The organism is Desulfovibrio sp. SGI.169 (assembly GCF_050313595.1).
Lineage (GTDB): Bacteria > Desulfobacterota > Desulfovibrionia > Desulfovibrionales > Desulfovibrionaceae > Desulfovibrio.
In genome coordinates, this window is sequence record NZ_JBNPLS010000012.1 from 23,262 (window position 1) to 43,925 (window position 20,664).

Consider the following 20,664-nt stretch of genomic DNA (forward strand, 5'->3'; position numbering starts at 1 on the left):
TCGCCGCGCCTTGCGCGGCGAGACATACACAGAGGCTTTGCATGAGCTTAGAGGAATTGGGCGCGGCGCTTCGCGCCGAACGCGAAAAACGCGGCCTGAGCATTGAGGATGTGGCCAACCACCTGAAAATCGGGGTTCGCCTGCTGCGCGCTCTGGAAGAGGGGGACGCCGCATCTTTGCCCCATCTGGCGTATGCCAAGGGCTTTATCCGCTCGTACGGCTTCTATCTCGGCATGGCCGCCGAAGAAATAAACGAAGCCGTTTGCGCCCTGGGCGGCGCAAGCCCGGCCACCACACCCCAAGCCGTGTATGAGCCGGAGGAATCTCTGGCGCGGCCACGCGGCCTGAAATGGCTGGGCGCGCTTGTTGTTCTGGCGTTGCTGGGGGGCGGGGCATATGTGGCCTGGCAACAGGGCGTTCTGGAGATTCTGAGCCGCCAGACGCGGCGTCTGGCCCAGCCCTCGCCGCCGTTGCAAACGCCCGATTCCGTCGAGACCATGCCGGGCCGGGATGCTTCGCCCGCGGCTGTTCCGCCCGCCGCCCCGGTTCAGCCCCCGTCGCCGTCCGCCGCCTCGGCGAGTTCTCCGGTTTCCGCGCCGGCGCCCTCTGCCGTTGCGCCAGCCGATGCCGCAAGAGCGTCAGCCCTCGCGTCTGCCGGCGTCGCGCGCAACGCGACTGCCCCCACAGCCAGGGAACAGGAAAACATGGCGGCGGGCAATGCGACGTGGCCCGCCGAATCCGTCCGCTCCGCGGAGGGCGCGCCGCCTCCGGGCCAGCACAAGGTCATCATCACCGCCACGGAGGAATGCTGGATTCATTCCAACGCCGACAATACCGATACCCGGCAGTTTTCCTTGCGCAAGGGCGACACGTTTGCCCTGACCTTCACCAAGGGGCTGGAGCTGAAGCTGGGCAATGCCGGCGGCGTGCGCATCCGTTATAACGGGCGGGACATGCCCGCGCCCGGCCAGTCCGGTCAGGTGCGGACGCTGACCTTTCCGCCCGCGGCCCGGCAGTGATGGAATGGGCCGATCAGGCCGTGGTTTTGCGTATCGGGCATTTCCGCGAATCTGATCTCTGGTTGAAGCTGCTTTGCCGCAAGCGTGGTTTGCTGACCCTGTTCGCCTTTGGCGGCAGTCGCAGCCGACGGCGTTTCTGCGGCTGCCTGGATGTGCTGAATACCCTGCAATGCCGGGTCAAGGTTTCGGGCAGGGGAAACTTTCTTAATCTGGAAGAAGCGGTGCTGCTGTCCGGCCCGCAGCGGCTGCGCGGCAACTGGCGCCGCATGGGCCTGGCCGCCAACTGCCTGCGCTTTGTGGAGGCCCTGGGCGTCAATGATGACGGCGCGGCGGAAAGCTTTGCCCTGGTGGAAGACCTGCGCCGCGTTCTGGAAGAAGAAGCGCGCCTGCCCGCCTTGCTGCCGCTTTTTTTCCGCCTGCGTCTGGCCGGCGCTTTGGGCTTTGCGCCCAATCTGGGGCATTGCGGCGCGTGCGGCGCGCCTCTGGCGGAGCGGGCGCTCTTTGTGGTGGACGAGGGGCAGATGCGTTGCGCCGCGTGCCGGTCGCGAGCATCCTTGCCGGCCACGCGCTACGGAGTGGAGCTTTCTTTGACCGGGCTTGACCTTTTACGCCGCGTGCAGCGGGAATTTCCCTCCGCCTGGCCGGCGGAGGACGGGCCGTCGTCAGATCGCCGGGCCTGCGCGCGGGCCATTGACGGTTTTGTGCAGTACCATTTGGGGCTGGCCTGGGAGGGCGGGTATTTTCGCCGGGTATGAAAGCCGGGCCGTTTGCCGCTGGCTGCGCAAACCGCGCTTTTTGCCGGGGGCGGGAGCGGGCGCATTGCCTTCACAAAAAAGCCTTCTTCCTGCCGGAGATGCGACATCGGCCTTCGGCGGACTGATGTCGCCGTCTGTGCGGCTCTGTGAACATTGAGCATAACAAAGGACAGCGCATGTATTTTCAGGATGTGATTCTTACCCTGCAACATTACTGGGCAAGCCGGGGCTGCGTCATTGAGCAGCCTTCGGGCGTTGAGTGCGGGGCCGGCACGTTTAATCCGAGCACATTCCTGCGGGTTCTCGGCCCTGAACCCTGGAAGGTCGCCTATGTGGAACCTTCGCGCCGTCCCACGGACGGCCGCTACGGCGAAAACCCCAATCGCCTGCAGCGCTATTTTCAGTTTCAGGTGGTGCTCAAACCCTCGCCGGACAATGTGCAGGATCTTTACCTGCAAAGTCTGGAAGCTCTGGGGCTCAACCCCGCCCGCCATGACATCCGCTTTGTGGAGGACGACTGGGAATCGCCCACGCTTGGGGCCTGGGGCCTGGGCTGGGAGGTTTGGCTCAATGGCATGGAAGTGAGCCAGTTCACCTATTTTCAGCAGGTGGGCGGCATTGATCTGTCGCCGGTCAGCGTGGAGCTGACCTATGGTCTGGAACGCCTGACCATGTATCTTCAGGGCGTGGAATCGGTGTATGATCTGCGCTGGAACCAGAACGTGACGTACGGCCACATCTATCACCAGAACGAGGTGGAGCAGTCACGGCACAATTTTGAAGTCAGCAATGCGGCAATGCTGCTGCGCCAGTTCAGCGATTTTGAGAGGGAATGCAAGACCATGCTGGAGCTGGGCCTGCCCTGGCCCGCCTACGATTACTGCCTGAAGTGCTCGCATACCTTCAATCTTCTGGATGCGCGCGGGGCGATTTCCATTACCGAGCGCACCGGCTACATCGGTCGGGTGCGCGCTCTGGCCGCGGGCGTGGCGCGTCTGTACACGACGCAACGCGAAGAACTGGGCTATCCCATGCTCGACAACAAGGATGCGAGGTAAGGCATGGCGACCTTTGTGCTTGAAATCGGCAGCGAGGAACTGCCTTCCCGTTTTCTGGCCCCGGAAGAGGCGGAACTGCGAAGCCGTTTTGTCGCCGCGCTGAACGAGGCGGGCCTGGAGCACGGCGTCGTGCGCGTCATGAGCACGCCGCGCCGGGCAGTCTTGCTGGTGGAAGACCTCAACCCCGTGCAGAGTGAAAAAGAGGAAGTGATTTCAGGCCCTCCGGCGCGCGTTGCCTACGGGCCTGACGGAGCGCCCAGCAAGGCTCTGGAAGGTTTTGCCCGCACCCACGGCCTGAGCGTGGCGGATGTTTTTCAGCTGGAGACGGAAAAGGGCGCATATGTGGCCGTGCGCAAGCGTACCGGCGGCGCTGCGGCCAGGGATCTGCTGGCTGAAATCTGCCCGGCGGTGATTACGGCCCTGTCTTTTGCCAAGCGCATGCGCTGGGGCGCGTATTCGCTGGCCTACGCCCGCCCCATCCGCTGGATTCTGGCCTTGCTGGATGCGGAGGTTGTGCCCTTCGGCATCGGGCCGGTGAGTTCCGGCCGCGAAACCAGCGGCCATCGCGTGCACGGTCCCGGCCCCTTCAGCGTGGAGCATGCCGGAGCCTATCTGCAAACCGTGGCCGATCTTTGCGCCGTGACCTTGGATCCGGCCCGGCGTCGCGCCGCCATTGTGGAGGGCGGCGACGCTCAGGCCGCCCGCTGCGGCGGCAAGGTGCTCTGGAAGGACAGCCTTCTGGACGAAGTGCAGGGCCTGGCCGAGCATCCCGTGCCCTTGCTGGCGGATTTTGATCCGGCCTATCTGGAAGTGCCGCGCGAAGTGCTGCTGACCAGCATGGAGAGCCATCAGAAAAGTTTTGGCATTGAGGGCGCGGACGGCAAGCTCATGCCGCATTTCCTGACCGTGCTCAACCTGACCCCCGAGGATATGAGCGTGGTCAGGCACGGCTGGGAGCGAGTGCTGCGAGCCCGTCTGGACGACGCCCGCTTTTTCTGGCGCGCGGATCTGCGGGAAAATTTTGACGCCTGGCTGGCCAGGCTGGATCATGTCATCTTTATCGGCGCGCTGGGCAGCATGGGCGACAAAACCCGCCGCCTTGAGTCCCTTTGCCGCTGGCTGGCGCAACGCTGCGCCCCGCGCCTGGGCGCTGACCTGACGGCGGACGCCGCGCGGGCTGGCCGCCTCTCCAAGGCCGATCTGGTCAGCGGCATGGTGGGCGAATTTGATGTCCTTCAGGGGATCATGGGGGGCATTTATGCGGAGCGCAAGGGAGAATCCCCGGTCGTGTCCGCAGCCCTGAAAGAACAATACCTGCCCGCCGGGCCTGATTCGCCTCTGCCTGCAAGCCCCGTGGGCGCGCTGCTTTCGCTGGCGGACAAGGCCGACACCCTGGCGGGCTGCTTCGGCCTGAACATGATTCCCACCGGCGCGGCGGACCCCAATGGTCTGCGGCGTTGCGCCCTGGGCATTATCCGCATTCTGCTGGACTACGGTTTTGAGCTGGATGCGCGTGAACTGTTCGCCAAGGCGCGGGAGCTTTATGGCTCGCGGGAGTGGAAGCTGCCGCCGGATGAAAGCCTGGACAGGCTCATGGAATTTTTCGCGGCCCGACTGCGCAACTATTTCATGAGTCAGGGGCAGGATACCCTGCTGGTGGACGCCGCGCTGAACGCCGGCGCGGCTCTGGCGTCCGACTGCGGCGCGCGTTTGGCCGCCCTGACGGCCTTCAGCAGAGAAGCTGGCTATGCCGAGGCCGTGCAGACCTTCAAGCGGGTGGCTAATATTGTGCGCAAGCAAGTCGCCGCCGAGACGTTGCCCGATCACTGGGAGGCGGCCCTGTTGCGCGAGGCGCCGGAAAAGGCTTTGGCTGAGACTCTGGATGCGCTGTTGCCCCGGCTGGACGCCCTGTGGGCCGCGGGCGACCACGGCGCGGCCCTGGCCACGCTCAGGGAAGTGCGCCCGGCGGTGGATGCCTTTTTTGACGGCGTCATGGTCATGTGCGAGGACGCGGCCCTGCGCCGCAACCGCCTGACCATGCTCCGGGCCCTGGGTGCACGCTTTGCCCGGCTGGCTGACTTTGCGGCCTTGCAGGTGTAGGGGCGCGCGTCATGTTCAAGTTCGGATGCGCAAGCGGCTTGTCTGTAAGAGCCCCCGCCGCGCATGCGCCTGACATGCAAAGAGCGTGACGGCCAGTGTGGCAAATTTGCTTGACAGACCTGAAGGCTTGAGCTAATAACGCTGTTTCACAACATTACGTTGCTGCCAATGGCGGCTGTGCCGCTTCTTCGATATCATGGCTTGCGCGGGCAAGCCCAACATAGTGGAGGAATACCGTGGCCAACCACAAGTCAGCCATCAAACGTCACAAGCAGAGCCTCAACCGCGCCGCCCGCAATCGCGCCGCCCGCACCCGCGTGAAAAACGCCATCAAGGAAGTGCGCGCCGCTATTCAGAACAAGGACAAAGGGCTGGCCGGCTCCTCGCTGACCGTCGCCACCTCTGTGCTGGCCAAGGCCGCCGGCAAGGGCGCGCTGCACTGGAAAAAAGCCGCGCGCAAGATTTCGCGTCTGGCTCGCGCGGTCAACAGCATTGAAGCCGAGTAGGCCGCATGTAACACGGTGTTGTTTGCCCCTCAGAGCGCTGCCGATGGCTTGAGCAAAGACCGTCAGATGAAAAAGCTGCTTTGAGAATGCGCCGACAGGCAAATGGAAAATATTGCGGATAATGCTTGACGGGCAGGGTGGTGTAAGGTAATATTTTTTCGTTACGCGCTCGTAGCTCAGCTGGATAGAGCAACAGGCTACGAACCTGTAGGTCAGGAGTTCGAATCTCTTCGAGCGCGCCAATTATTTCAGGCACTTGCGGATGCCGCCGCAAGTGCCTTTTCATTTGGGCACATGGTTTGGGCACATGCGGCACATCCGGCATGGCCTTCCAGGATAAGGAAGCGAAACGATTGCTGTGAGCTGTCGCGTAAAATAAGAATTTTTTCACGAAAAATGAGAACGTGCCGGGGCAGATTTTCCGCTCTGGCACTTTTTTTGTTTAGCTGTCAAAATTTACCCATGTGTTCTCCATTTTGTAAATGATCCCTGATGCCTCAGCAATGCGATATGGCGCTGTAATTCTCTTCATCTGTTTAGGTTCTGCTAACAAATAGCTTACAAGATATTTTTCCTTGCGCAGTATGGACGTATGGAAAGATGCCAAACACTCACTGATGAACAATTTGCCCTTATAGAGCCAATACTCAAAGAAGAGCGTGATTCAGGGGGGAGAAAACCTGCCATAGCTGAAGAATGCCCGGGATAATCTCATGGGCGGTTTCACCACGGTGCGCGACGAAGGCTATTTCACCATCCGGGGGGCAGGCCATCCGCGACGCCATCAATGCCGGTTTTGCCGAAGGGCCGCGCGTGTTCACCAGCGGCATGGTCATCACCCAGACGGCCGGGCATCTCGAACCGCGCTGGACGCAGGAGCGCTTCGGCATTCAGACCTTCAAGTCCGTCAATGTGGCCAACACGCCCGGTGCAGTGGTGACTGCCGCGCGCCAGATGCTCAAGATGGGAGCCGACCAGATCAAGACCATGGTGACAGGCGGCCTTCTCAGCCGAGGCGCTAACGTGGGCGAACAGAATATGAGCGATGAAGAAATCGCGGCACGGGCGGGCGTTACGGTCATCGAGCATTGCGCAACCGTGGATGATGAGGGCATCCGGCTCATGGCTGAAAACGCCGTGGCCCTGGCGCCGACTTTCAGCGTGCTCAAGCTCATTGCCGAAAAGGGGCCGGAAGCGGGCGTTTCAGCGGATGCCGTTGGCAAGTCTGCGGCACTTGCCCCGCGCCATCTGGAAAACGTGAAAAAAGCCTACGATGCCGGGGCGCGCGTGGTATTTGGCACGGATACCGGAACGCCACTGGGCTATCACGGCAGACGGCATCAGGAATCTGTCCTTATGGAAGAGGCGGGCATCACCGAACCAGATATTCTGCTTTCCGCCAGCCCCCGCGCCAGCAGCATGAGCGCCGAAAGGACGAGAATGCCCAGCAGCGCCTTGCGGAACAGCCGGACATTCATGCGGCGCGCCAGCGGAATGCTGGCCGTGATGCCGCAGCAGGCGAAAAACGCCCCCACAGTCCCAGACCTGTCTCCACGCCGTCATAGAGCCCTTGCCAATACCGCCAGGGTAACGTCACCGCCGTGATGACCACGCTGACCACATTGACGGCGCCCAGAGCGGCCTCCTTTTCCAGCTTCCGCCAATGGACATAGACCGCCAGCGCCGGGCCGCCCATGCCCATGGCGCTCATCATGACGCCGGAGGCCACCCCCAGCGGCAGGGCAAACCAGCTCCCGACGGGGGGGCGCCGGTTGCCGCCGGGCAGCCATTGCCAGAACAGAAAGCCCCCCAGACAGAAGGCGGCGCCCAGCAACAGGGCGCGCGATCCCGCATGCGCCAGGGCCCAGACGCCGAACGGGATGCCCGTCAGGGCCCCCGCCGTCAAAAGCGCGACATCGCCCCAGTGAACGTGCCTGGCATGGATCACGCTCATGAACGCAGCGACGGCCGTGCCCGAGATGCAGCCCAGCAGAATGGCCTCCCGCGGCGGCAGCAGAAGGGCCGCGAACGGAAGCGCAAAAAGATTGGCGCCAAAGGAGGCAATGCCGGTGACGAACCCTCCGCAGAACCAGAGCAGATTGTAGCAGACAGCGTTCAGCATGCCGGAAAGGGGACGTCGGCGGGAAAGAACCGACGGCGTCTCCGGGAAACAGTCAGGCTTTCACGCCAGAAGTCAGGCCGAGAACGCGCCGGGCATTCTCATACATGACCTTGCGGCGCGCATCCTCCCGCAGGGGGAAGGCCGCATACGCATCCAGCGCGTCGGCCAGCTCCACGAAGGGATGGGCGCTGGCGAAGAGAACCTTGTCGCCTATGGTCTCGTTCATGGCCCGCACGTAGACATCCACCATGGGCGCGCGCTCGTATTCGGAAATGTCCATATAGACATTGGCGTTGCGCAGGCAGGTGTAAATGGCCTCGTTGACGAAGGGATAGCCGCCGTGACTCATGATGAGGACGAGTTCGGGAAAGTCGCGGGCGACCTTATCCACATCGCGCGGGTCGGCATATTCCAGGATGGCGCCCGGCACCTGGGGCGGCGGCGCCATGGTGATGAAGACCGGTACTCCCAGTTCGCAGCACTTGGCGTACAGCGGATAGAACCGGGCCTCGGAAGCCGGGATGTGGGTGAGGTAGGGATCAATGGCGATGCCCTTCATGCCCAGCTCGCGCACGGCGTGCTCCACTTCGCGCACGGCGGCCATCTTCTTGTGCGGGTCGATGCCCCAGAAGCCCACGAACTTCCGCGGGTACGCCCGGCAAAACTCCAGTACGCTCGGATTGTTGGCCGGGAAGCCGTAGGTGGTCTCGCAATCACGACCGGTGATCACGCCAAGTTCCACGCCCAGGCGATCCAGCCCGGCGACAATCTCCGGCAGGGGCTGGGCCTGGCGCGCGTCAAAGCCTATGGCTTTGCAGGCGGCCTTGAACATGGCGCTGTTCTTGATGCCGTTGATGATTTCCGGCGTATTGGGCCGGAAACGGAAATCAATGGTCCGCATGTTTCCCCCCTCCCGACGGCGAGGGCTGCCCGGCAGCCCCTTCGGGGACGTTGCCCTTCAGGGGGGAACTCTCCTGACCGCCCCCGAAGGTCTGTATTTCGAGAATCGGCAGACTGAAAATGACGAGCATATGACTGGCCCTGCCGTCCGCGCCGAGCAGCGTCACTTCCGCCTCACGCGTGTCTGCCCGCACGATTTGCAACAATTCCGGCAGATTGCGGCTCATGATCTTCATTTCCCTGCTGATGCGCCTCGTATGGAACCAGCCAAAGGACATGAAGTTCACGGCTTCCGTCCGGTAAAGTCCGGCGATGCGTTTTTGCAGCTCCTCACTGCCGAATGCCTTGAGAACGGCAATGAAATCCAGATTCCGGCCTTCAGCCTGCATGGCGAGCATTTCAAAGCCTTCTTCACCCAGGAGCGCGTTTACGGCATCAAGGCGCTCCCTGCTGTAGGTCTCAAGCAGGCAAACGCGCACAAGCCGCGCGGCGGGAGCGCCTCCCGCTTTCGCTTCCGCCCCCGTGCCGCCCCGCCGGAACTCCAGGCTGACATTCCAGGGCAGACCGGCCCAGGTGACTTCGGGCAGCAGGACATGGCCCGCCATGTCTCCGTTTCCTTCCTTGGCGCCCGGCAGTCGCAGGGCCGCCGACCGTTCCATGCCGAACCGCCATTTTCCGAAAATGACGGGATCAGCAAGTTTGTGGCGCTCCCGGCCCGGGACGCGACACTCCCTCGGGGGCTTTTTCGACGTTTCGGCGGCAATGGCCGGCCCCGCCAGACAGAGCGCCAAGCAGAGGCACGCCAAAAGTATCCGCACGCAGTCCATTGGGCCTCCTTTGGATGATGATGTTTCGGTAGCCGGGAGCCTGTGCCCGGTGGGCCGCTATTCTTTCATGACCGTGGGCAGCCAGGTGACGATGGCCGGGAAAAGAATGATGAGCACCAGCCCCACAAGCTGGCAGCCGATGAACTCGAACATGCCTTTGTAGATATCGCTCAGCGACCAGTGCGGGATACTGCCCTTGATGAAGTAGCACGAAAGGGCCACTGGAGGCGAGAGCCATGACGTCTGCAGGGTGACGGCGACCACCAGGCAGAACCAGAGCTTGTCAAAATGCAGCCCCTCGATCACGGGGATGAGCAGCGGCACGAGAATGAGGACAATGGGCACCCATTCCATGGCCCAGCCCATGAAGAAGATGATGGCGCAAATGAGCGCCAGCATGGCCATGGGCGCCATATCCAGCCCCAGCAGGAAGTTGGAGAGGGCTACGGCCCCGCCGAGCCGCGAAAAGACCGCGCCGAAGAAATTGCAGGACGCGATCATGATGAGAATCATGGAAGAAAGAAGAATCGTGCTGTGCAGAGCTTTGGCGAGTCCCTTCCAGGTAAACTTGCCATAGGCGATGACCAGAACCAGGGCGCCGAAGGAGCCGCAGGCCGCGCCCTCGGTGGGGGTGGCAAATCCGCAGAGGATGCTGCCCAGGGTGGCGAAGATGAGCACCGCCAGGGGCACCGCTCCGATCACAAGGCCTTTCAGCACTTCGCCCATGCTCGTGGGGCGCTCATCCGGCGGCAGCGGCGGCCCGTACTTGGGCCAGATGGCGCACTTGATGAGCGAGTACGCGATATAGAGAGAAGCCAGGAGCAGGCCGGGCAGGATGGCCGCGGTGAACAGATCGGTGATGGGCACGCCCACGATGGGGCCGAGCACGATGAGCATGATGCTCGGCGGAATCAGGATGCCGAGGGTGCCCGCGGCGGCGATGCAGCCCGCGCCCATGCGCACGTCATAGCCACTGCGGCGCATGGCGGGTTCGGCCATGATGCAGAGCAGGTTGACGGAGGAACCGACAATGCCGGTGGCCGCCGCAAAAATTGTGCCCGTGAGGCTGACCGTGGCAAAAAGCGAACCGGGCAGCCTGGACAGGAGAAGCTGGAACGAGCGGAACAGCCGCGTCATGAGTCCCGCGCCTTCCAGAAGATAGCCCATGAACAGGAAAAAGGGGATGGCGACCATGACGCTGTCGCTCATGACCTGCCAGAACTGGATCGTCAGCAGGTGAAAGACGAGCTTGCCGAACCCGAGAAAACCGAACAGCAGCCCGCTGAAAATCATGGTATAGGAAATGGGGAAGCCCGTGCAGAACAGGCCGAACATGGAAATGATGGAGAACACCGCCAGCATTTCATTGGATATAACCATGCGAAAGCTCCTTAAGGCGCGTCATTCTGGGATGGGGCCGTCACTGTCGCCGCCGCGCCCAGCCCCCGCGCGGCGCGAATTTTGGCGTTAGTCGGCAGCCTCGCCCAACTGCTCGTTGTCCCAGAGCAGTTCATTGGTCTTCCAGCGATACCAGCACTTGATAACTTCCGAGACACCTTGGATCAGCGTCAGCGCAACGCAGAAGGGCAGCGCCATCTTGGCCGGCCAGATGATGGGCATCCAGGGGCTTGTGACGGAAACTTCGTTCTGAATGTAAGACTTCCAGGCATAGGCGACGGAAATATCCAGAAAAACAATGTGGATGGGGAAAAAGAAAATGAGGTAATTGAACATATCCACCAGAGCCTTGGTTTTGATGGACCAAGAGTGGTAGAAAAAGTCGGTGCGGATATGGTTGCCCGTCTGAAGGCAGAAGGGGGAACCAAGCATGAAATGAATGGCGTAGAGGATCATCACCACGTCCAGCGCCCAGATGGAGGGGGCGGTGAAGACGTTGCGCATGATCACCTCGTACATCATGGCCAGCACCATGGGAATGACGAGCCAGGAAGTGATCTTGCCGACACGTTCATTGAGGCGGTCAATCCAGGCCACTATCTTTCTGGCCGCCGGGGGCACCGCCGCCAGGCCCTGTTTCGACGTCCGGGAAAGTTCTGCACAGTCGGACATACATGCTCCTTGAAACAAAGATGGGTGCTCGGCGCGGGGGCCGCGCTTGCGCGGCCCCCATTCAGATGCGCTTATTTGTAATCGGTGATGATGCCTTCATCCATGGCGGTCTTGCCCATCATGTAGAACAGACCGTTGGAGCGGGTTTCAAAGGGTACCGTCAGTTTCGCCCAGGCGATCTGGGAATCGTGCACCTTCTTGAAGAAGGGATCCTTGTCGTACTTGGCGATAACCGTACGGGCGGCCTTCATGAAGGCGGGATAGTAGTCGGCCGGGGTCTCCTCGATGACGACGCCCTGCTTGCGAACCATGGTCTCAAGGGCTTCCGAGTTGACCTTGATGCCGCTGAGAAGCTGGTCGATGAGGCACACTTTCATGGAGAGGTTGATGACTTCCTGAAGGTTCTTCGGCAGCTTCTCGAACCAGGTCTTGTTGATGTAGACGTCGCCGATGGAGATGGCCTGATGCAGGCCCTGGAGATAGTAGTGCTTCCAGACTTCGGGGAAGCCCATGACGATATCCTCGCCGGGAGCGATCCATTCGGCGGCCTGGATGGCGCCGCGCTGGGCCGCGGGGATGATGTCGCCTCCGGCCATGGAGACCACGGGCATCCCCATTTCCTTGAAGGCTTCGGAGGGTACGCCTGGAGGCGCGCGGAAGGTCAGCTTGTTGATCTGCGCGACCGAGGTGTACTTTTCATGGAACCAGCCGAAGCATTCGGGACCCATGGGAAGCACGGGGAAGGAGATCATGTCCAGCTTGAGGATGTCCTGATAATAGGCGTTGAGAAGCTTGAGCCCTTCGCCCTCGAACATCCAGGACAGCTGGGACATCTGGTCAAGACCGTAGCCCAGGCCGCCGATGGGCGCCGAAAAGAGCGTGCCCGCGGGATGCTTGCCGGAAGCCCAGTGCGTCCAGCACATGCCGCCATTGACCAACCCCTCGCTCACGGCGTCAAAAATCTCGAAATTTTTGACAATGGCGCCGTCGGCATAAAGCTCCACCTTGATCTGTCCGGCGGAAAGCTTCTCGATGTTGGCCTTCAGACGCTCAAGCGTTTTGAAGTACATGGACGAAGTGGCGAGCGAGGTCTGGATCTTCAGCTCATACGCCGCCGCGGAGGCTTTGGAGGCAACCGGGCCGAAAAAGAGGGCCAGCGCCACAACCAGCAATGCGAACTTTTTCACAATTAATCCCTCCGGTTAATCATTAAACTTCTCGTGGGCTCCTGCGCGTGTTCCTTTCCCTCCTTGCGTGTTGCGGGTTCCGCACGATGCGGGGCGTTCGCCCCGTGTCAGTCGCCAAAGAATCCGATTCCACCATAGGGCAAGCCTATAACAATCATGCCGCCGGCAAATATAGCAAACGCTACACTGGCTGGTTTTTCACAAAAATTTTCCCCGCGGATGGATTGCCATGAAACCGGTATTCCCTCTGCCCACGCCCGCCGGCTTTCCCGGCCTGGGGGCGTACTTTTTTTCGCCAAAGCCGCGCAAGAGTTCCGCGTGGATGCGCCCATCCCCGGCGCGCGCCAATCCCGGTTTTTCCGCGCAGGTGAGAAAAAAACGCCTGTTGTCGCATTTGCTATAGAAAAGCCCATCCAAAAAGGCTTTTTTCCTGACCATAGGGAAAATCAAAGCCTGCCGCCCGGCGGTGAAAAAGCAGTCCCTTCGAAGGAGGAGTACATGTTTTCGAGTTTTCAGACAGTAAGCCGTGTGGTGTTTGGACGCGGCAGTGCCGCGGAACTGGGAAGCGAAGCGCACAAGCTCAATGCCGCCAAGGTCGGCCTGATCACCGACGCCGGCCTGACCAAGGCCGGAATCCATGTTCCCCTGACGGATTCCCTGGCAAAGGCGGGCATTCCGTGCGTGGTCTATGACAAGGCGGAACTGGACCCCACGCCGTCCTCCATAGAACGGGCCGCGGCATGGGTTCGGGAAAACGGGGTCGATCTGCTGCTCGGCGTGGGCGGCGGCAGCGCGATGGACACCACCAAGGCCACGGCGCTCCTCGCCCGGCACGAAGGGCCATTGAGCCGCTATTACGGCCTGCACAAGGTGCCCGGCCCCTGCATGCCGACCATCCTTGTGCCCACCACTGCGGGCACGGGCAGCGAGATGACGTCCAACTCCGTGCTCAGTGACCCCGTCACGGATTCGAAGCAGGGGATCGTCAGCGACCACCTTTACGCCAGGGTCGTCCTGCTCGACCCGGAGCTGACCGTGGGGCTGCCCCCGTTCTATACCGCCATCACCGGCATGGACGCCCTTGTCCACAGCATCGAGTCCTATGTGAGCCAGCACGCGACCTTCATTACGGATGCCCTCAATCTTCAGGCCATCCGCATGATCGTGAACAATATCCGCCAGGCATACGCCAACGGCGGCAATATCCAGGCTCGTGAGCAGATGCTCTACGGGGCGGCCGCCAGCGGCATCGCGTTCTCAAATACCCAGAACGGCGTCATCCATGCGATTGGCATGTCCTTCTCGCACGAGCACCACATCCCCCACGGCCTGATGATGGCTATTTGCGCCCCCATGGGCATGACGTTCAATGCCACGGCCGCGCCGGAAAAATTCGCCGCCATCGCGGATATTTTCGGCAGCGCGCCCGCCGACGCTCCGATTCTCGTCAAGGCCAAGAGCGCGGCTTCCGGTTTCGCCGCACTCATGGAGGATCTTGACATCACGCCGGGGCTTGGCGCGCATGGCATCACCAGAGAGGAACTCCGCCCTGTGGCGGAAAAGGGCGCGGCCTACAAGCGCCTCATGGACAGCAACCCGCGCAGGGCCACTGCCGACCAGCTGGAACGTCTGCTGGAACGCTTTTACTAGCGGCCACTTGCAAAAGTGGACACTACAAAACCCGCAAGGGTTTTGCGGCGGCGTAGCCGGGTTCATTTGCGAAAAACCGCGTTTTTTCGCCAACGATCCCGCAAGGATTCTTCGCGGAATTCCGCGCGGAATTTTTACGATTAGACACTAGGCTCATCGGCCGATGCGCGCGTCGGACGAAAATACAACCGCCTCACGGCAAGGGGTACATCATGGCAGAGTTTTCCTACGTCAAAATCAGGAACTTCATCAACGGCCAGTGGCAGACCGAACCGGATGCGCCGGTCAAACCGCTCTACAATCCTTCCACGGGCGAGCAGATCGGAGAAGTGCCCATGTCCGGCGCCAAAACCTGCGAAGCTGCCATCGCCACGGCATGGGAGGCGTATCAGAGCTGGCGCGAACTTCCCATAGCGAAACGCCTCGTCTATATTTTCAAGCTGCGTGACGCCATGGTGCGCAATCATGAAAAACTGGCCCAGGGCATCGCCTGGGATCAGGCCAAGCACATTTCCGAAGCGCGGGGCGAAGTGCAGCGCGTCATCGAGATTATTGAATCCGCCGCCGGCGCTTCCTCGACCATCCAGGGCGACACTCTCGACCAGGTTTCGGGAAGCATCTCCGCCAAGGTGGTGAAGCAGTCGCTGGGCGTTTTCGGCGGCGTGGCCCCCTTCAACTTCCCGGCGCTGGTTTTCGGCTGGTTCATTCCCTATGCGCTGCTGGCGGGCGATACCTTCATTTTCAAACCCTCCACCCAGTCCCCCTATTTCATGCAGCTCATGTGCGAGATATTCCAGGAGATCGAGCTGCCGGCAGGCGTGGTCAACGTCATCCACGGCGACCGTTCCATCCCTGGAACCTGGTATGAAGATCCGCGCATGGCGGGCGTGTGCCTGGTGGGCTCCACGCCCACGGCCAAGAAGATGGCCGAGGGCTGCGCGCGCGGAGCCAAGCGTTCCATGTTGCTCGGGGGCGCCAAAAACATGCTCCTCGTCATGGAAGACGCCAATCTTGATGTCTTCGTGGACAACTTCATCAACTCCTGCTACGGCTCGGCCGGCCAGCGCTGCCTGGCGGGTTCCATTGTCGCGGCGGTGCCGGAAATCTATGACGAAGTCATCGAGCGCATCGTCGAGGCATCCAAAAAAGTCAAGGTGGGCGACGCCTTCGATCCCGAGGTCTACATGGGCCCCCTCATTTCCCGCGCCGCCGCCGACAACGTGATCAACTATGTGGATATCGCCCTCAGGCACGGCAAATGCGAGCTGCTTCTCGATGGCCGCCACCCCGACCTGCCGGAGAAAAACCGCAACGGCTATTTTGTTGGCCCCACGATCATCAAGGATGTCACGCCCTGCAATCCGCTGTTCACCACCGAGGTTTTCGGGCCGCTGGTGGCGACCATCAAGGTGGCGGACATGGATGACGCCCTCAGCCTCATCCGCGCATCCGAATTTGGCAACGGCGCTTGCATTTTCACGCAGAATGCCTACTATGCTGAAAGGTTCGGTCGCCTGGCCGACGTGGGCATGGTGGGTGTCAATGTCGGCATCTGCGCGCCGCATCCGTATGTGCCCTTCGGCGGCATCAAGGGTTCCCTGCTCGGCACCAACAAAGTGCAGGGCAAGGAAGGTATGGATTTCTTCCTGCAAAACAAGGTCATCACCCTGCGCACACATCCGCCCAAGGGGGTGGCCGCTTCCGGCGTCAAACCCTCTGCGGTGCGTTCCTGCGTTGCCTCCTAAGGCGCGATGTTCTGCAAGCCAGTGGAGAGTATTCCGAAGCCTGAAATACTCCATTATTCCTGCAAATAGCCTCGGGGGAGGGGGAAGCCCCTCCCCTGCTGGAATCAGATATGGTCAACAAGAGCGACTCCGCGGGAACGGGCCCTCCCACCAAAGATTACAGACTCGCCCAGGTGGCCGACCTCAATCGCTGCTGGGAACAGCTCCTCCATTTCGCACGGCGGCATGTGTATGCGAAACATGCCATCATTCCGCATCAGCACAGCAATTCCTTCTATTATCTCTCCGATGGCCTGGTGGGGCTTTTCTACACGGCAAGCTGTGGTCGGGAACGGCTCACCCTGCGCGTCAAGCCGGGCTGCATTTTCAATGAGGCGCGCCCTCTGAGCGGCCTGACCCCGGAAGGACGCTTCGTCTGCATGCAGGCTTCGGTGGTCTGGCATTTTCCCGAACGCCTGCTGCGAGATCCAGGCTTCATCAGCGGGCATGCGGAGCAGATCAGCAACCTGCTGCGTTCCATGGGAACCAAGATACTCACGCATTATATCTTCCTCGCCGAAATGGGGACAGGCAGTCACGAGACGCACCTTTGCCGCTTCATACAGGCGCTCATGCACGGCAGCCGGCAACGGAACATCCCCTGCAACATGACGCAGGAAGAAGTGGCCTCGCTGCTCGGCATCCACCGCACCACACTGGCGAGGCTGGTGCGACGCCTGAAAAGGCGCGGGGTCATCTCCTCGTTCACGGCCAGAAGCATCACCATTGAAAACCCCGAAGAACTTGACATGATCGCGAACGGAGGCCAGCTGCCCGCAGATGGAGAGGATATATGATGCAGAATTGCGACTTTCGGCGGGGCATTGTTTGAATAAACCTTGGAAAACAGGCGCCCGCCCACAAGCTAGTTGCAAAATTGCATCACTTTTGGGCAAAAAGGCCCTCTTTCGTCCAATTGTCGCAAATTTGCATCCCGACTTCCCGTTCCATGGGCATCCCCGCTGCGACCGAGGAGAATGGTGTAATGATTATCAATAAAAATCAATATGTTGCGGTATTGGCACAAAAGCTGCTTGTAGGGAAATAGTTCACCAGATGACGGCGTTGGCCGGCTGCATGCCGCGCCGGACGCCACATCGCAGCCATTCTTTTCAGGAAGGAGTTCCAAATGAATGTGACTACCTGCGCGTGCCGTTCCCCTCAGGAAGAACGCCTTTACGACAGGATCGCCGGCAAGGAGGACAAGTTCCGTCACACGCATGCCCGGGTTTTCCGGTTGCTGGAGCGATTTGAAGGCCAGAAGCCGCGCATCGACATTGAGCGTGCCCGCTACTTCACCGAGTCAATGAAAGAGACCGAGGGCCAGCCCCTGGTGCTGCGCTGGGCCAAGGCGCTCATGCACATCGCCAAGAATATTTCGGTCTGCGTGCAGGAAGACCAGCTGCTGCTGGGCCGCGCCGGCTGCAATGGGCGCTATGGCATTCTTTATCCCGAACTGGACGGTGATTTTCTGGACGCCGCCGTGCGCGACCTGCCTACCCGCAAGACCTCGCCTGCCACCATCACGCCTGAGGACGCCAAGGTGGTCATTGAGGAGATCGCTCCCTACTGGAAGGGCAAGACCTATCACGAAGCCCTCAATGCCGCCCTGCCGCCGGAAGTGCACAAGCTCACCTATGACGACCCGCAGGGCCTCGTCTCGCGCTTCATCGTCAACGAGACCTCGTCCTTCCGCTCCTCCATCCAGTGGGTGCACGACTACGAAAAGATTCTCAAGCGCGGCTTCAACAGCATCAAGAAAGAGGCCCAGGAAAAACTGGCCGCCCTTGATCCGCTGAGCGCCAGGGATGACCGCGAGAAGCGCCCCTTCCTGGAAGCCGTCATCATTGTCTGCGACGCCATCGTTCTCTGGGCCAAGCGCCACGCCAGGCTGGCGCGCGAAATGGCCGCCAGGGAGACGAACCCCGCGCGTAAGGCCGAGCTTCTCCGCATGGCCGACAATGCCGAGCGCGTGCCCGGCGAGCCCGCCCGCGACTTCTGGGAAGCCTGCCAGAGCCAGTGGTTCACCCAGATGTTCTCGCGCCTTGAGCAGAAGACCGGCACCACCATTTCCAACGGCCGCATGGATCAGTACCTCTATCCCTTCTACAAGCGGGACAAGGCCGCCGGCAAGCTCAACGACGCGCAGGCCATGGAGCTGCTGGAGTGCATGTGGGTTGGCATGGCCGAATTCATCGACATGTATATTTCTCCTTGCGGCGGCGCCTTCAACGAGGGCTACGCCCACTGGGAGGCCGTGACCGTCGGCGGTCAGACCCCGGACGGTCGAGACGCCAGCAACGAGCTGACCCATCTTATCCTCAAGTCCAAACGCGAGTTTCCGCTGCACTATCCCGACCTGGCGGCGCGCATCCATGCGCGCGCCCCCGAGCGTTACCTCTGGGATGTCGCCGAGACCATCAAGGACGGCACGGGCTTCCCCAAGCTGATCAACGATGAGGAAGTGGTGCCGCTCTATGTCTCCAAGGGAGCCACCTTTGAGGAGGCCCTGGACTATGCCGTTTCCGGCTGCACGGAGGCGCGCATGCCCAATCGCGACACCTACACCTCCGGGGGCGCCTACATCAACTTCGCCGCCGCCGTGGAAATGGTGCTGCGCAACGGTCGCATGAAGAAGTACGGCGACCAGCTCCTGGGCGTGGAAACGGGCGACCCGCGCAACTTCAAGACCTGGGAAGAGTTCTGGAACGCCTATGTGCAGCAGCACCTGCTCTTCCTCAAGACCGCCTTTGTCCAGCAGTATATCATCAACAAGCTGCGCGCCCGGCACTTTGCCCAGCCCATGGGTTCCGCCATGCATGACCTGTGCATGAAGCACTGCATCGACCTGCATCAGGAGCAGATCCCCGAAGGCATCAACCTGGGCTACTTTGAATACATGGGCCTCGGCACGGTGGTGGACTCCCTGTCGGCGGTGAAAAAGCTGGTCTTTGAAGAAAAGAAGCTGACCATGGATCAGCTCATCAAGGCCATCGACGCCAACTTTGTGGGCTATGAGGACGTGCAGGCGCTGCTGCGCTCCGCGCCCTGCTACGGCAACAACGATTCCTACGCCGACGCCATCGGCCGCGAGATCGACCGCATCTCCGTGGAATACGGCGGCAAGTATTCCATGAAGGATCTGGGCATGCACAATGATGTCCGTTATGTGCCCTTCACCTCCCATGTGCCCTTCGGCAAGGTGGTGTCCGCCACGCCCAACGGCCGCACCGACGGCTTCCCGCTTTCCGACGGCACCTCCGCCTCGCATGGCGCGGATGTGAACGGGCCCACCGCCATCCTGCTCTCCAACTACAACACCAAGAACATGGGCATGCGCGACCGCGCCGCCCGCATGCTGAACATCAAGTTTACGCCCAAGTGCCTGGAAGGCGAGGCCGGGACGGAAAAGCTGGTTTCCTTCATCCGCGCCTTCTGTGACCTCAAGCTCTGGCATGTGCAGTTCAACGTGCTCAACAGGGAAACCCTGCTGGCCGCCCAGAAAGACCCGCAGAAATACCGTAACCTCATCGTGCGCATTGCCGGCTACAGCGCCTATTTTGTGGATCTCTCGCCGGATCTCCAGAATGACCTCATCGCCCGCACCGAGCACGAAACCTGCTGATTGATCTCCGAATTGATGCCCTGGCCGGTTCTGCCGGCCAGGGCATCCCTTTTAAGTCAAACAACGCAAGGATGCGGCATGAATCAGGAAGCCTATGATGATGACCGGGATCTCGCCCAGGAAGGGATGGTTTTCAACGTCCAGAAGTACTCCGTCCATGACGGTCCCGGCATTCGGACCATTGTCTTCCTCAAGGGCTGTTCCCTGCGCTGCCGCTGGTGCAGCAATCCCGAATCCCAGAACACCGCGCCGGAGCTTGCCTGGAACGAGGGGCGCTGCATCGGCATAGAAAAATGCGGTCACTGCCTGGAAGCGTGCGACAAGGGCGCCCTGACCCCGGGAGCTGATGGCAAACCTGCGCTTCAGCGGGAAAAATGCGGCGACTGCGCCCAGAGCTGCGCGGCGACCTGCCCTTCGCAGGGGCTGCTCATCTATGGCAGGCGGCGCACCGCGGGGGATGTGCTGAACGCGGTGGAACAGGACATGGCCTTCTACAGCCGCTCCGGAGGCGGCATGACGCTTTCCGGCGGAGAGCCGCTCCTGCAATATGATTTCGCCGTGGCCCTGCTGCGCCAGGCGCGCCTGCGACGCATGAAAACGGCCATCGAGACCTGCGGCATGGCGCCGGAAGCGAATATCCGCGCAGCGGCGCCCTGGCTCAGTTATGCGCTCTTTGATATCAAACATATGGACGCGGCGACGCACAAGGAGCAGACCGGGGTGGAGAATACGCGCATTCTCGCCAACTTCCGCATTCTGGCCGAGGAGTTCCCCACCCTGCCCATCCTGGCCCGCACCCCGGTCATTCCCGGCTTCAACGATACGCCCGAAGCCATTGAAGCCATAGCGGGTTTTATCAAGCCCTACGAGCGTGTGCGCTATGAGATGCTCCCCTACCACCGCCTCGGAACGCAGAAATACCACTTTCTCCACCGTGAACCGCCCATGGGAGAGGTGACGCTGGAAAAAAGCCGCATGCCCAGGCTGCAAAGGATCGCCCTTGACATCTTGGGGGAGCGGGTGCAGATTCCCAGATAATTGGGAATGCCCCATTTCAGGAA

The 20,664-nt window shown here is 61.2% G+C and carries 16 protein-coding genes, 1 tRNA gene and 1 pseudogene; 12 read left to right on the forward strand and 6 right to left on the reverse strand.

Annotation, left to right across the window (positions count from 1 at the left end):
* Nucleotides 1–41: 41 nt before the first annotated feature.
* The 7 genes from ACQRA4_RS07800 to ACQRA4_RS07830 all read left to right on the forward strand — a co-directional run bounded on the left by ACQRA4_RS07800 (nucleotide 42) and on the right by ACQRA4_RS07830 (nucleotide 7,043).
* Entirely contained in the window at nucleotides 42–1,019 is a 978-nt protein-coding gene (locus ACQRA4_RS07800; protein ID WP_427822514.1) for a helix-turn-helix domain-containing protein, read from the forward strand.
* Complete coding sequence (gene recO, locus ACQRA4_RS07805) at nucleotides 1,019–1,774, forward strand: DNA repair protein RecO (RefSeq protein ID WP_427822515.1); 756 nt, start codon at nucleotides 1,019–1,021, stop codon at nucleotides 1,772–1,774. Before ACQRA4_RS07800 ends, recO begins: the two co-directional genes overlap by 1 nt.
* A gap of 176 nt (nucleotides 1,775–1,950) precedes the next feature.
* Nucleotides 1,951–2,832: a glycine--tRNA ligase subunit alpha gene (glyQ, locus tag ACQRA4_RS07810; RefSeq protein WP_427822516.1), complete on the forward strand. Its 882-nt coding sequence runs from the start codon at nucleotides 1,951–1,953 to the stop codon at nucleotides 2,830–2,832.
* 3 nt (nucleotides 2,833–2,835) lie between these two features.
* A complete protein-coding gene (gene glyS, locus ACQRA4_RS07815) occupies nucleotides 2,836–4,932 on the forward strand; it encodes a glycine--tRNA ligase subunit beta (RefSeq protein ID WP_427822517.1) in 2,097 nt (698 codons plus the stop codon).
* A 236-nt stretch (nucleotides 4,933–5,168) separates the two neighbouring features.
* Complete coding sequence (gene rpsT, locus ACQRA4_RS07820) at nucleotides 5,169–5,438, forward strand: 30S ribosomal protein S20 (protein ID WP_427822518.1); 270 nt, start codon at nucleotides 5,169–5,171, stop codon at nucleotides 5,436–5,438.
* A gap of 165 nt (nucleotides 5,439–5,603) precedes the next feature.
* A tRNA-Arg gene (locus tag ACQRA4_RS07825) sits at nucleotides 5,604–5,680 on the forward strand.
* A gap of 454 nt (nucleotides 5,681–6,134) precedes the next feature.
* Entirely contained in the window at nucleotides 6,135–7,043 is a 909-nt protein-coding gene (locus ACQRA4_RS07830; protein ID WP_427822519.1) for an amidohydrolase family protein, read from the forward strand.
* Nucleotides 7,044–7,056: 13 nt separating this feature from the next.
* Here ACQRA4_RS07830 and ACQRA4_RS07835 read toward each other — a convergent pair.
* The 6 genes and pseudogenes from ACQRA4_RS07835 to ACQRA4_RS07860 all read right to left on the reverse strand — a co-directional run.
* Nucleotides 7,057–7,560, reverse strand: a pseudogene (locus ACQRA4_RS07835) (TSUP family transporter); the annotation flags it as partial.
* A gap of 52 nt (nucleotides 7,561–7,612) precedes the next feature.
* Nucleotides 7,613–8,461 (reverse strand): amidohydrolase family protein, encoded by an 849-nt coding sequence (locus tag ACQRA4_RS07840; RefSeq protein ID WP_427822520.1) that lies wholly within the window; start codon nucleotides 8,459–8,461, stop codon nucleotides 7,613–7,615.
* The gene (locus tag ACQRA4_RS07845; RefSeq protein ID WP_427822521.1) at nucleotides 8,448–9,065 is read right to left on the reverse strand and encodes a hypothetical protein; all 618 of its coding nucleotides are present in this window, start codon (nucleotides 9,063–9,065) and stop codon (nucleotides 8,448–8,450) included. Before ACQRA4_RS07845 ends, ACQRA4_RS07840 begins: the two co-directional genes overlap by 14 nt.
* 279 nt (nucleotides 9,066–9,344) lie before the next feature.
* Nucleotides 9,345–10,667 (reverse strand): TRAP transporter large permease, encoded by a 1,323-nt coding sequence (locus ACQRA4_RS07850; protein ID WP_427822522.1) that lies wholly within the window; start codon nucleotides 10,665–10,667, stop codon nucleotides 9,345–9,347.
* Between the two features lie 87 nt (nucleotides 10,668–10,754).
* Nucleotides 10,755–11,357 carry a TRAP transporter small permease subunit gene (locus ACQRA4_RS07855; protein ID WP_427822523.1) on the reverse strand — a complete coding sequence of 201 codons (603 nt, stop codon included), beginning with the start codon at nucleotides 11,355–11,357 and terminating at the stop codon, nucleotides 10,755–10,757.
* Nucleotides 11,358–11,428: 71 nt separating this feature from the next.
* A complete protein-coding gene (locus ACQRA4_RS07860) occupies nucleotides 11,429–12,544 on the reverse strand; it encodes a TRAP transporter substrate-binding protein (RefSeq protein ID WP_427822524.1) in 1,116 nt (371 codons plus the stop codon).
* 498 nt (nucleotides 12,545–13,042) lie between these two features.
* Between ACQRA4_RS07860 and ACQRA4_RS07865 the strand changes: the two genes are divergently transcribed.
* From ACQRA4_RS07865 to hpsH, 5 genes are all read left to right on the forward strand, one after another.
* Complete coding sequence (locus ACQRA4_RS07865) at nucleotides 13,043–14,194, forward strand: iron-containing alcohol dehydrogenase (protein ID WP_427822525.1); 1,152 nt, start codon at nucleotides 13,043–13,045, stop codon at nucleotides 14,192–14,194.
* Nucleotides 14,195–14,406: 212 nt separating this feature from the next.
* A complete protein-coding gene (locus tag ACQRA4_RS07870) occupies nucleotides 14,407–15,939 on the forward strand; it encodes an aldehyde dehydrogenase family protein (RefSeq protein WP_427822526.1) in 1,533 nt (510 codons plus the stop codon).
* 110 nt (nucleotides 15,940–16,049) lie between these two features.
* Entirely contained in the window at nucleotides 16,050–16,775 is a 726-nt protein-coding gene (locus tag ACQRA4_RS07875) for a Crp/Fnr family transcriptional regulator (protein WP_427822527.1), read from the forward strand.
* A 332-nt stretch (nucleotides 16,776–17,107) separates the two neighbouring features.
* Nucleotides 17,108–19,603, forward strand: coding sequence for a (2S)-3-sulfopropanediol dehydratase (hpsG, locus tag ACQRA4_RS07880; RefSeq protein WP_427822528.1), 2,496 nt, complete (start codon nucleotides 17,108–17,110; stop codon nucleotides 19,601–19,603).
* Nucleotides 19,604–19,681: 78 nt separating this feature from the next.
* Nucleotides 19,682–20,641: a (2S)-3-sulfopropanediol dehydratase activating enzyme gene (hpsH, locus tag ACQRA4_RS07885; RefSeq protein WP_427822529.1), complete on the forward strand. Its 960-nt coding sequence runs from the start codon at nucleotides 19,682–19,684 to the stop codon at nucleotides 20,639–20,641.
* Nucleotides 20,642–20,664 lie beyond the last annotated feature (23 nt).